Consider the following 10,221-nt stretch of genomic DNA (forward strand, 5'->3'; position numbering starts at 1 on the left):
GGGTGGGCCTGGACCGGGCCGCCGCCCTGCGGATAGCCGACGCCTGCGGGCTGCTTCCGCTGGCGGTGCGGGTGAGCGGGATGCGGCTGGCGGTGCTGCGGCACCTGCCGCTGGCCGAGTACGCGGAGCGGCTGGCCGACCCGGCCGGGGCGCTGGACGAGCTGGTGGCCGGTGACATCTCGGTGCGGGCCCGGCTGGCCTCCGGCTGGCGGGACCTGTCGCCCGGGAGCGGGCTGGCGCTGACCCGGCTGGCCTCCGCCGTCCACGAGGGGCCGTTCACCCTGCCGGAGGCCATGACGGCGCTCGGCTGCGGCGAACGGCAGGCGCTGCGGGCGGTGGAGTCGCTGATCGACGCCGGGGCGGTGACCTCCCCCAGCGGCGAGGTGACCGCGCACTCCGTGCTGTACGAACTGCCGCGCCTGATGGGCCTGTACGCCCGCGAGCTCACCGCCGTCCCGGAGCCGGTTCCGGGGTCCGGCGCCCCTTCGGAACCGGTGCCCCGCACCGCGATACCGGTGGGCTGACCCGGCGCCCGCGGCCCGTGCCCGGCGTGCCGCCCGCCCCCGCGCGGTCGACGCCCGGGGCGGGCCCGTACGTGAACGGGACCGGGCCGGGCGGCACGGGGCGGACCGTCCGGGCGTCCGGAGCCGCGGGCCGCCCCGCACGGCGGGCCCGTGCGGCCGGAGCACCGGTGCCGCGACGGCCCTCGGGTCCTCAGATCCTCAGATCCGCGAGTTGCGCAGCGACTGCCACGCGGCGCCGGCCAGCGCCCGCGTCGCCCGGGGCACCGACAGCCCCTCGTGCTCGCGGTACAGCTCCCAGTTGTACTGGACGAGCGACAGCTTGTTGGAGGACAGCGACCCCGCCTGGTGGGCCCGGTACACCGCGAGCGGCTCGGCCAGGCCCCGGGCGTCGGCGCCGTCGCGCATGATCGACAGCCACAGGGCGTAGTCCTGCCGCTTCCGCATCTCCGGCATCAGCCGGGTACCGAGGACGTTGCGGTCGTACATGGCGGTCAGCGCGCCGATGTAGTCCCGGACCAGCATCGCGCGGTAGTCCACGTGTTCCCGCGCCCGGATCACGCGCCCGTTCGGGACGAAATCGGTGCTCTCGCCCTCGTGGTCGGCGTCCATCTTGAAGTACGAGGTGAACGTCAGGGGCGCATCGCCCGCCGCGGCGAATGCGAGCTGCCGCTCGGTCTTCTCCGGGAGCCACATGTCGTCGCTGTCGAGAAAAGCGACGTAGTCCCCCCGGGCCCGCTCGATGGCGAGGTTGCGGGCCCGGCCGGCACCGCCCTGTTCGGGTGCCGCTCGCGGCAGGACGCGCTCGTCCTGCCGGGCGAACTCCATGAGCAGGTCCATGGAGCCGTCGGACGACTTGTCGTCGGTGATCAGCAGCTCCAGGTCGCTGTGGGTCTGCGTGAGCACCGACCGGACCGCCGCACCGAGAGTGGCCTCCGAGTTGTACACGGGCATCACCACGGACACCAGGGGCACAGTGCTTCTCCTTGCTCGACCAGGAACGTCGACCCATTGAAGCACTGCGACCGGGCGGGAGCCGACCCGCATACCGTCGGCTCCCGCCCGGTCCCGCACCGTGTCCGGCGGATCGCCGTGCGGGGCGGTGACGGCCCGCACGATGCCCGCACCGCCCGGCCCGGATCGGACCGGGCCGGGCGGTGCTCCCTCGTCACCCCAGCGTCAGCACGTCCAGCAGGTCGGGGCGCTCGTCCGGTGCGGCGAACAGCGTGTGCAGGGCCAGCAGCACCCCCGCCGCGCCGGTCGCGAGGTCGGCGGAGAACCGGCGCAGCCGTGCGCCCGGGACCAGCAGCCGGTCCTGTTCGGCGACCAGGTGCCAGGAGAGGTTGCGCACCGAGTCCAGCACCTCGGGGCCCGGTTCGCCGCCCGCGAGCCGGTGGGCGGTGGCCACCAGTCCGGCGCGGCCCCGGAAGAGCCCCGGTTCGCGGACGAACTCCAGGACGCACCCCTGCGCGATGCCCGGCAGCAGCGCGGCGAGCGCCGGGTCCTCCCGGTGGGCCAGGTAGCGCTGCGCGACCAGGGCCACGCCGCTGCTGCCCTGGTCCAGGTAGAGCAGATGGCGCTTGCCGTCCTTCACCTGCACGCTGCCGCCCGGCATGGCCACGCAGTGCCCGGCCTCCCTGGTGAGTGCCGCGCCCGCGGCGTCCAGCAGCCAGTCCTCACCGGTGCGCCCGTACAGTTCGAGCTGGAGGAGCGCGGCTCCGCAGAGGCCGCTCAGCAGTCCGGCGGAGTGCGGGGCGGTCAGGTCGCCGACGTCCTCGCCGCGGACCAGTGAGTCGAGTTCCCAGGCGGTCCGCAGGGCCCGGTCGAGCAGTTCCTGATCGAGCGTTCCGGCACCGTCGCCGTCGCCGTTTCCGTCGGGGGCCGAGGTGGGGGCGGAGGCGAGCCGCAGGGCCGCCAGTGCCGTTCCCGCCCTGCCGGTGAGCAGGTCGACCGAGGCGGAGGCGGGGGCCCGCAGCGCCCGGTCGAGCAGTTCGCGCCCTTCCTCGCGGCGGCCGAGCCGGGACAGCACCAGTGCGATGCCGGGCAGCCCGTCGAACAGTCCGCCGGGGGCTCCCGGAGCGCGGCGCGACGCCGTGCGCGCCAGCCAGTCGACGTGCTCCTCGGGGACGGGGGCGCCGACCCGGTCCAGGGCGTACAGCACCCCGGCGGCACCGTGCGCGGCGCAGGCGCCGCCGGTGGCGAAGCCCGTCAGGTCGCCGGGGTAGAGCCGGTCGGTGCGGTCCGGGGTGGCCCCGGCGCGGATGCCGGCGACGAGCCGTTCGCGGATGCCGGGCCAGTCGGGGGCCGGGCCGCGCAGCAGCGCGTCCACGGTCGGTTCGCCGCTGTCGTCCGGCAGGCCGTGGGCGAGCACGGCCGGTCGCGGCGGCCCGGCGTCGGGGCCCAGCCGGTACCGGTCGCGGGCCCAGCGCTCCAGGCTGAGGGCCTTGCCCCGGTCGTGCTCGGCGACCTCCATCAGCGGCATCAGGATGTGCAGCCAGATCGCCCGGAGCGCGTAGGCGTCCGCCTCGGTCCCGTTCCGGTTGAAGTCGGGCGGTGCCTGGAGCCCGGGGGCGCCCGCCAGCGGGGTGTCCGGGTCGTCGAGCTCGGTGGCGTACTCGAAGTCGATCAGGACCACCCGGCCGTCGGGGCGGATGATGACGTTGGCGGGGTGCACGTCCGCGAACCGCAGTCCGCGGGCGTGGATGCGGTCGAGGGCCCGGCCGAGCCCGTCCGTGACGGACTGCGCCCACCGGGAGTAGGCGTCGAGCTCGGCGGGGGTGCGTTCGCCGCGCACCAGCGGGAAACGCTCGACGATCTCGTCGAACAGGGTGGTGCCCTCGATGTACTCCTCGATCAGGAAGTGGTGTTCCCAGACCGTGCGGACGCCGTACACCTCGGGCACGCAGTCCAGTCCGGCGAGCCGGGTCAGGGCCCGGTGCTCGCGGTGCAGCCGGGTGACGGCGTCGTGGCCGGCCGGGTCGAGCCCGCAGTGCGGCCGGGCCTCGCGCAGCACCACCTGCTGCTTGGTGGTGCGGTGCTCGGCGAGGTAGATGCCGCCCGCGTTGGAGAACTGGAGCGCCTTGGTGACCACGTAGGGGAAGTCGTCGTCGCGGGCGGCGGCGCGGGCGGCGAGGTGGGGGCGCAGCGGCTCGGGGACGGTGACCCACTCCGGTATCCGGAAGACCACGCCCCGGGTGTCGGGGACGAGTTCGCCGGACGGGTGGCGCATCGCGCGGACCCGTTCCCCCTCGTCGTCCCGGCACCAGAGTTCGACGAACGCGCCGTAGCGGACGTGCACGGGAGCGTTCCCGATCCGCAGGTCGCTGAGGATGTACGGTCCGCTGCGCCCGTCCAGGGCCCCGCACAGGGCGTCGAGCAGCTTCAGGAGCTCGGACTCGTCCCGGGGGTAGAGGGTGATGAACTTCCCCGCGCCGGAGCGGTTCATGTACTTCGCCGACATCAGCCGCAGGGCACGGGCGCTGCGCAGGAACTTGAACGCCACCCCCTGCTCCAGGCAGATGCGGGCGGTGTCGGCGAGGGTCCGCTCGGCCTCCTCCGGGACGGTGGAGACGTGGATCTTCCAGCCCTGCTCGGGCAGTTCGGCGGACGCGGGGTGCAGCGCGGTCCACAGGCCGCCGGTGCCGCGCCGCCAGCCGGCGGGCGGTTCGGCGCGGTCGAGGGGGTAGCGGGTGTCCTCGTCGGGCAGCCGGGCCGGGGTCTCGTAGTAGCGGCGGTCGGCGAGGCAGTACAGCTGGGTCTCCTGGATGCCGGGCACGGCATACCTCCGGTGGTTCGTGGTCAGGGGCGGGGGCTGCCGGTCCCGGTGCGGTCGTCGGGGGTTCGGGGGCGGGCCTCGGACGTTCCGGTGCGGTCGTCGGGGACGCCGTGCGCGAGGACCTCTTCCGTACGGGTCTCTTCCGTACGGGTCTCTTCCGTACGGGTCTCTTCCGCGACCGGGCCGGAGGGGCCGGAGGACTCGGCGGTCCCGGTGGCCTCGGCCGTCTCGGTGGCCCCGGCGGCTTCGGCCGACTTGGCCGACTTGGCCGACTTGGCCGACTTGGATGCCTCCGCCGCCGCGACGACCTCCGGGCCCGGCCGGGCGGACGGGGCGAACGTGACGACGGCGGCGGACACCGCGAGGACCCCGGCGATCGCGCCGAACGTCGTCCGGCTGCCGAAGGCGGTGAGGAGCGCGCCCCCGGCCAGCGGCCCGAACGGCTGGACCAGTGAGGAGAGGAAACCGGCGGCGCTCTGCACCCTGCCCACCCGGTCCCCGGGGGTGACCGCCAGCAGCGTGGAGAGGAAGCCGATGCTGGCCACGGTGGACAGGCACATGCAGGCGGCGCAGAGCAGCCCGGCGAACAGCGGGACCCGGATCCAGGCCATGGCGAGGGCGCTCGCCACGCAGAACCAGCAGGTGGCGGCGATCAGCATCCAGGTGTGGCGTTCGGGGCGCAGCCGGGGCGCGAGGAGCGCGCCGGTGAGGGCCCCGACCGAGATGAAGGTGACGACGGTGCCGCCGCCGAGCCCGGACCTCCCGCCGCCGGAGAAGACCGTCAGCGCGGTGAACGTCAGGGCGCCGAAGGCGAAGTTCATGCCGAGTCCGAAGACGAGGAGCACGGTCCGCAGATAGGGCAGCCGCCACAGGAACGACAGCCCGGCGGTCAACTCGGCCTTGCTGAAAGCCGATCCGGCCCTGTTCTCGGACCTGGACCGGGTGCGCACCAGGGCCACGCAGATCGTGGACAGCAGGAGCCCGACGGCCTCGGCGAGGAACGGCAGGACCGGGTGCAGCCCGAACAGGGCGCCCCCGACCATCGGTCCCACCAGCCGTGCGGTCGCGGTGCGGGCCTGGAGTCGGGCGGTCGCGGTCCCCATGTCCTCGGGGGGCACGACGGTGCGCATCAGCCCGAACGCGGCGGGCCCGTAGAGGCTGCCGATGATGGCGCCCGCGCCCGCGACCAGCAGCACCAGGGGCAGCGGTACGCTCCCCAGCCACACGGCCACGACGAGGGCGCCGACGACGCAGAAACTGCCCAGGTCGCACAGGCGCATCAGCCTGCGGCGCTCCACCCGGTCGGCCATCACCCCACCGGGGAGCATGGTGATCAGGACCGCGGTGACGGACACCGTGCTGATCGCACCGGCCTGCACGGCCGATCCGGTCTCGCGGAGCACGAGGAGCGGCAGGGCCAGTGCGGTCATCTGGGTGCCGAGGACGGCGAACAGGCCGCTCATCCACAGCAGTCGGAAGTCCCGGTTGTTTCGTAGCGAGGCGGCCATCGTCGGCTCCCGGTCGGCGGTGCGGGGACAGGGCTCGGCCGGTGGCCCTGCGAGGGCGACGGCCCGGCAAGGGTGACGGCCCGGCGGGGGGCGAGGCCCGGTGAACGCGGGGCCGGCCCGGAAAATCGAGGCGGGGCGGTCTCCGTGTGAGGGAGCCGCCCCGTTTCGGCCGGCCGGGCGCCACGGAGGAAGGTTCATTCCCCCGGGTGGCGCCGCGGCCCGGTCAACAGCCCTTACTGCTCCGACAGGACGAGGCTCACGGTGCTGACGCAGCTGCCGTCGATCTCGCGGTCGACGTTGACGGCGGTCTCCTGGAGGTCCAGGACGGAGTGCGCCTCGACCTCGGGGGTCTCGTTGTCGTCGGCGGCGGGCTTGGTGTTCTCGGCCATGGTGGTCTCCATCCACTCGTATGACTCTGCGGTCCGGTCGTTCCGGGGCGGGCCCCGGTCCTTCCGGTTGCGGCCGGTGGGTGCCTGCCGCTGACCAGAAAGTTAGGAGCCCCGGCCTGGCAAACGGCTCGACGCCGGTATGGCGGCGGTATCGCGGCAGTTCACCGGGGGTCGGACGGGGCCGTACGGGTGCTGCACGGGTCCGGTGGCGGGCCGCCGGACCCGGCCCGGCCTGCGGCCATACCGGTTCCGAACCGGTTCCGGACCGGTGCCGAACCGCCCGGCCGGACGCTGTACCCGCGCACGGCGGCCGCGCGCCGCACCCCTACGCCCGAAGGAGACGGCCGGTGGAACTCGCCGAACTCGTCGGACTGCGGCCGGTCCCGGCCGGTGGAGTGCTGGTCACCCTCACCCGCCGCTGTCCGCTGCGCTGCTCCCACTGCTCGACCGGCTCCGGGCCGCAGGTGCGGGAGGAACCGGAGGCGGACGCGCTGGAGCGCTTCGTCTCCTCGTTCACCGCCGCCGACCGGCCCGACGTGCTGATGCTGACCGGGGGCGAACCGCTGCTCCGGCCGGACCTGGTGGCCTCGCTCACCCGCTCCGCACGGGCCGCCGGCACCCGGACCGCGCTGCTCAGCGGCATGTTCTTCGCCCGGTCCCACGGCCTTTCGGCCCCGATGCGACGAGTGGTGCGCACGCTCGACCACTTCTCCGCCAGCCTCGACCTGCCGCACGAGCGGGAGGTGCCCCGGGCCGCGGTGTTCCGCGCGGTGCGCGAGATCCGCGAGCTGGGGGTGGCGGTCAGCTTCCACCTCACCGGGACCGGGCAGGACGACCCGTACCTCGCGGACGTCACCGCGGACATCGACCGGACCTTCGACGGAACGGTGCCGTCCCTGGTCAACGAGGTGCGGCCGTTCGGCCGGGCGGCGTCCTGGGCCCGCCCGGCCCGCACCGTGCCGGACGGCGGGGGCGCGCTGCCGTGCGCGATGGCCGCCTGGCCGGTGGTCGCCTTCGACGGCACGGTGCTGGCCTGCTGCAACCAGGACACCGTGGACCGCCGCCCCGTACCGCCCCATCTGCTGCTGGGCCACATCGCCCGGGACGACTGGTCCGCCGTACGGGCGCGGGCGCTCGGATCGCCGCTGCTGCGGCTCGTGCGCACGGTCGGCCCGGCCCATCTGCGGCAGCGCTGGTCGCCCGGCACCCCGGCGGGTTCCTACTGCGGGGACTGCCGGCGGCTGGGCGAACTGCCGGAGGTGGTCGCCGCGGCCGACGCGCTGGCCTCGGGCGCCGCGGGCGCGCTGCTCGACCTGACCGCCGCCCGCCGGCAGCACGACCAGGGGCCGGTGACGCTGGTGCGCCGCCACGGCTGCGCCGCGTACGCCGACCTGGTGGCGGCCCCGGGCGGCGGCGACCGGTCCCCGCACCCGGCCCTGGACGGCAGCCGGTCCCCGCACCCGGCGGCGGAAGGCACCGGGACATGAGCCCCGTGGCACAACCGCCGGGACACGCCGCGCGACCGGTCGGGCCCCCCGTCGCGGAACCCGCCGCGGAGCCTGTGACAGGACCCGCCGCGGACCCCGTGGCGGACCCCACCGCAGAGCCTGTGGCGGCATCCGTCGCGGACCCCACCGCGGCATCGGGCCCGGCATCGGCTCCCGGACGGTCCCTCTCGGCTCCCGGACAGCCCCCCTCGACTCCCGGGCGGGCCCCTCGCCCCGTCCGGGACGCCCCGCCCGTCGCCGCCCGCGTACAGGGGGCGCGCGGCGGCGGGCGCGGGCTTTCGGCCTCCGAACGGCTGCGGGTCAAACTCGCCTTCGCCGAACCGGCGTTGCGCGCCTCGGCGGCCGGACTGTGGCGGCCCGAGGGGCTGCTGTCCCGCTACCGGGCGTACCTGTGCGCGATGCACACGGTCATCCGGGCCTCCGTACCGCTGATGGAGCGGGCCGCCGAACGGGCCGGGTTGCTGGCCCGGCGCGGCGATCCGCTGGGCGCGCCGCTGGCCGCCTACCTGGACGGGCACATCCGGGAGGAGGCGGAGCACGACGCCTGGCTGCTGGAGGACCTGACGGCGGCGGGCAGCGGCCCCCGGGCCGCGCTGGACCCGGTCCCGCCGCCGCTCGTCGCCTCCCTGGTGGGGGCCCAGTACTACTGGATCGAGCACCACCACCCGGTGGCGCTGCTCGGTTACATCGCCGTGCTGGAGGGGCACGCCCCGGCGGCGGGGCTCGCGCCCCGGCTGGCCCGGCTGACCGGGCTGCCCGCCCCGGCCTTCCGCACCGTGCACGAGCACGCGCGGCTCGACGACGGCCATGCCGACGAACTGTACGCACTGCTCGACCGGTTGCCGCTGTCGCGGGGCCAGGAGGCGGCCGTGGCCGTCAGCGCCCTGCACACCACGGACGCGCTCACCCAGTTGTTCGTCCGGCTCGGGCGCACCGGACCGGCGCCGCCGGTGCGGGGAGCCGGGCGGTCCGTCTCGATGGAAGGCCAGACATGACCGAACCACCGGACCGGCTCGCCGTGCTATACGGCGCCGGGTTCGCCGTCGATCTGCTCACCGACGAACAGCGGCAGGTGCTGAACGACCTCGCACCGGAGGAACTCACCGTGCTGCTCGACATCAAGAGCCGGCTCGACGCCGTGGGGCCCGAGGTGCAGGCGCACGGCGAGATCGCGGGCGGCGCCCTGTTCTGAGGCCGCCCGACGGACTCCGGGCCGGCCGACGATCGCCGACCGCCCCGGAGCCGCCCGGGTCCCGCTCCGCCGGGACCCGTCGCGCGGCGGGCCGGTTCCCGTGACCCGGCCCGCCGCTCCGGCCGGGCCAAGCAGAGAGGAAGCGCTGATGAACTGCACATCGTGCCGGCACGAACTGCCCGCCGCCGCTCGGTTCTGCCCGTCCTGCGGCACCCCGTGCCCGTCGCCCGTCGCCGCGGCGCCGGAGGACGAACGCAAGCTGGTCACCGCGGTCTTCTGCGACCTGGTGGGTTCCACGGCGCTGTCCGGACTGCTGGACCCGGAGACCCTGCGCACCGTGACGCTGCGCTACTTCGCGGTGATGAGCGAGCAGATCGAGGCGCACGGCGGCACCCCGGAGAAGTTCATCGGCGACGCCGTGATGGCGGTGTTCGGGGTGCCGGTGATGCGTGAGGACGACGCGCGGCGGGCGCTCGCCGCGGCGCTCGGCATGCGGGAGGCGCTGGCGGTGCTGAACACCGAGCTCGAAGCCACCCTGGGCATCCGGCTCGACATCCGGATCGGCGTCAACACCGGTCAGGTGGTGGCGAGTTCCGATGCCAGCACCCGGCAGGCGCTGATCTCGGGCGAGACGGTGAACGTGGCGGCCCGGCTGGAGCAGAACGCGGCGGCCGGCGAGATCCTGATCGGCCCGCAGACCCTGGAGGCCGCCGGTCCGACGGTGGTCGTGCGGGAGACGGGCCCGCTGCGGCTCAAGGGCAAGACCGACAGCGTGCACGCGTACCGGCTGATCGCGCTCGGCGCCGACGACCCGGAGCTGCTGCGCCGTTTCGACGTGCCGTTCATCGGCCGGGCCGCGGAGCGGGCGGCACTGGACGAGGCCCTGGAGCACACGGCGCGCGGGGCGGGTCCGGGGCTGGTCCGCCTCGTCGGCGACGCCGGAATCGGCAAGACCCGTCTGGCGCGCGAGTGGCTGACCGGCCTCGACGGCCCCGGGCGGCCGGTCGTCGGCACCGGCCGCTGCCGCAGCTACGGGGACCACGGCACGCTGGCACCGCTGGCCGACGCGGTACGGGAGGTGCTCGGCTCGCCCGTAGCCCGGGAGGCGCTGGACGGGGCGTCGGGGCGGTCCGGGGCCGCGGTGGCGGACGCGTGGGCGCTGCTGCGCGGCGGTCTGCTGCACGACGGCACGCCCAACGCCCCGTTCGAGGACATGTGCGCCGCGCTGGTCACCGTACTGTCGCGGACGGCGGGGCGGCGGCCGGTGCTGCTGGTCATCGACGACTGGCACTGGGCCGAACCGCTGCTGGTGCGGACGGTGAACCGGC

General features: G+C 75.2%; 8 protein-coding genes and 1 pseudogene. 5 read left to right on the forward strand and 4 right to left on the reverse strand.

Annotation, left to right across the window (positions count from 1 at the left end):
- Window positions 1-524 (forward strand): annotated as a pseudogene (locus tag EAO76_RS14315) (AfsR family transcriptional regulator); the annotation flags it as partial.
- A 198-nt stretch (window positions 525-722) separates the two neighbouring features.
- Here the strand turns inward: EAO76_RS14315 and EAO76_RS14320 are convergent.
- The 4 genes from EAO76_RS14320 to EAO76_RS44525 form a co-directional block, all read right to left on the reverse strand.
- A complete protein-coding gene (locus tag EAO76_RS14320; RefSeq protein ID WP_148836328.1) occupies window positions 723-1,496 on the reverse strand; it encodes a glycosyltransferase family 2 protein in 774 nt (257 codons plus the stop codon).
- 193 nt (window positions 1,497-1,689) lie between these two features.
- Window positions 1,690-4,296: a class III lanthionine synthetase LanKC gene (gene lanKC / locus EAO76_RS14325; protein WP_148836329.1), complete on the reverse strand. Its 2,607-nt coding sequence runs from the start codon at window positions 4,294-4,296 to the stop codon at window positions 1,690-1,692.
- Window positions 4,297-4,319: 23 nt separating this feature from the next.
- Entirely contained in the window at window positions 4,320-5,804 is a 1,485-nt protein-coding gene (locus EAO76_RS14330) for an MFS transporter (RefSeq protein ID WP_148836330.1), read from the reverse strand.
- 233 nt (window positions 5,805-6,037) lie between these two features.
- Complete coding sequence (locus EAO76_RS44525) at window positions 6,038-6,193, reverse strand: hypothetical protein (RefSeq protein ID WP_187438615.1); 156 nt, start codon at window positions 6,191-6,193, stop codon at window positions 6,038-6,040.
- A 347-nt stretch (window positions 6,194-6,540) separates the two neighbouring features.
- On the opposite strand from EAO76_RS44525, the gene EAO76_RS14335 reads away from it, so the two are divergent.
- From EAO76_RS14335 to EAO76_RS14350, 4 genes are all read left to right on the forward strand, one after another.
- Window positions 6,541-7,680, forward strand: a complete 1,140-nt coding sequence (locus EAO76_RS14335) for a radical SAM protein (protein WP_148836331.1) — start codon at window positions 6,541-6,543, stop codon at window positions 7,678-7,680.
- A gap of 314 nt (window positions 7,681-7,994) precedes the next feature.
- Complete coding sequence (locus EAO76_RS14340) at window positions 7,995-8,696, forward strand: iron-containing redox enzyme family protein (RefSeq protein WP_262375466.1); 702 nt, start codon at window positions 7,995-7,997, stop codon at window positions 8,694-8,696.
- Complete coding sequence (locus tag EAO76_RS14345) at window positions 8,693-8,893, forward strand: aroma-sacti cluster domain-containing protein (protein ID WP_148836333.1); 201 nt, start codon at window positions 8,693-8,695, stop codon at window positions 8,891-8,893. The genes EAO76_RS14340 and EAO76_RS14345 overlap by 4 nt, the downstream gene beginning before the upstream one ends.
- 148 nt (window positions 8,894-9,041) lie before the next feature.
- A partial coding sequence (locus EAO76_RS14350; RefSeq protein WP_148836336.1) for an adenylate/guanylate cyclase domain-containing protein occupies window positions 9,042-10,221 on the forward strand: 1,180 nt, incomplete at its 3' end.

Origin of the sequence: Streptomyces sp. sk2.1, from assembly GCF_008120935.1 — a bacterium.
GTDB lineage: Bacteria > Actinomycetota > Actinomycetes > Streptomycetales > Streptomycetaceae > Streptomyces.

Coding starts and splice junctions, on each gene's coding strand:
- EAO76_RS14330 (WP_148836330.1), bottom strand. CDS start 5,804: ATGGCCGCCTCGCTACGAAACAACCGGGACTTCCGACTGCTGTGGATG.
- EAO76_RS44525 (WP_187438615.1), bottom strand. CDS start 6,193: ATGGCCGAGAACACCAAGCCCGCCGCCGACGACAACGAGACCCCCGAG.
- EAO76_RS14345 (WP_148836333.1), top strand. CDS start 8,693: ATGACCGAACCACCGGACCGGCTCGCCGTGCTATACGGCGCCGGGTTC.